Genomic DNA, 497 nt, shown 5'->3' with positions numbered 1-497 from the left:
TAGCCGGATTCCCCGCCAGCGACGATACGACGTGTATAAGAGACAGGGAGGCGACGCTCCGGGGGCCGGGGGCCGGCCTCCGAGGTGCCCGGAACGATGGACAACCGCACCACGAACCGGATCGGGGACCCCTCCGGCAGTTCGGAGAGGTCCACCTCCGCCGCCACCGTGTCCCCACCCAGTCGGCGCAACACCACCCTGAGGCTCCTGTGCTCCAGGGGCGAGACGTCCGAGGACAGCCACACCCAGGTCGAGGGCGGGGCGAAGAAGTCACCCACCGGGTGCCCCCGGAGTTCCTCCGCGCCACCGCCCAGCAACCGTGCGGCACTCCGGGTGCAGTTCAGGATCTCTCCCGCGGCGTCGAGCATCAGCTCGGCGGGTTCCCCACGGTCCGCCGAGCCGGCTCCCCACGGTTCGACCCGGTCGGTCATGCGCCGACCACCGTCCCGAGACCACTGCGAGCGTGCTCCACATCCCCCATTAGACGATCCCGGGGC

Annotated in this window: 1 protein-coding gene; it reads right to left on the bottom strand. The window is 70.8% G+C overall.

Annotation, left to right across the window (positions count from 1 at the left end; translation table 11 throughout):
- A partial coding sequence (locus FNQ90_RS26395) for a nitrogen regulation protein NR(II) (RefSeq protein ID WP_182608586.1) occupies positions 1-431 on the bottom strand: 431 nt, incomplete at its 3' end.
- Between the last annotated feature and the right edge of the window lie 66 nt (positions 432-497).

It is taken from the genome of Streptomyces alkaliphilus, from assembly GCF_014141535.1.
Classification (GTDB): Bacteria; Actinomycetota; Actinomycetes; order Streptomycetales; family Streptomycetaceae; genus Streptomyces; species Streptomyces alkaliphilus.
This window is presented reverse-complemented; position numbering and strand designations above follow the sequence as displayed.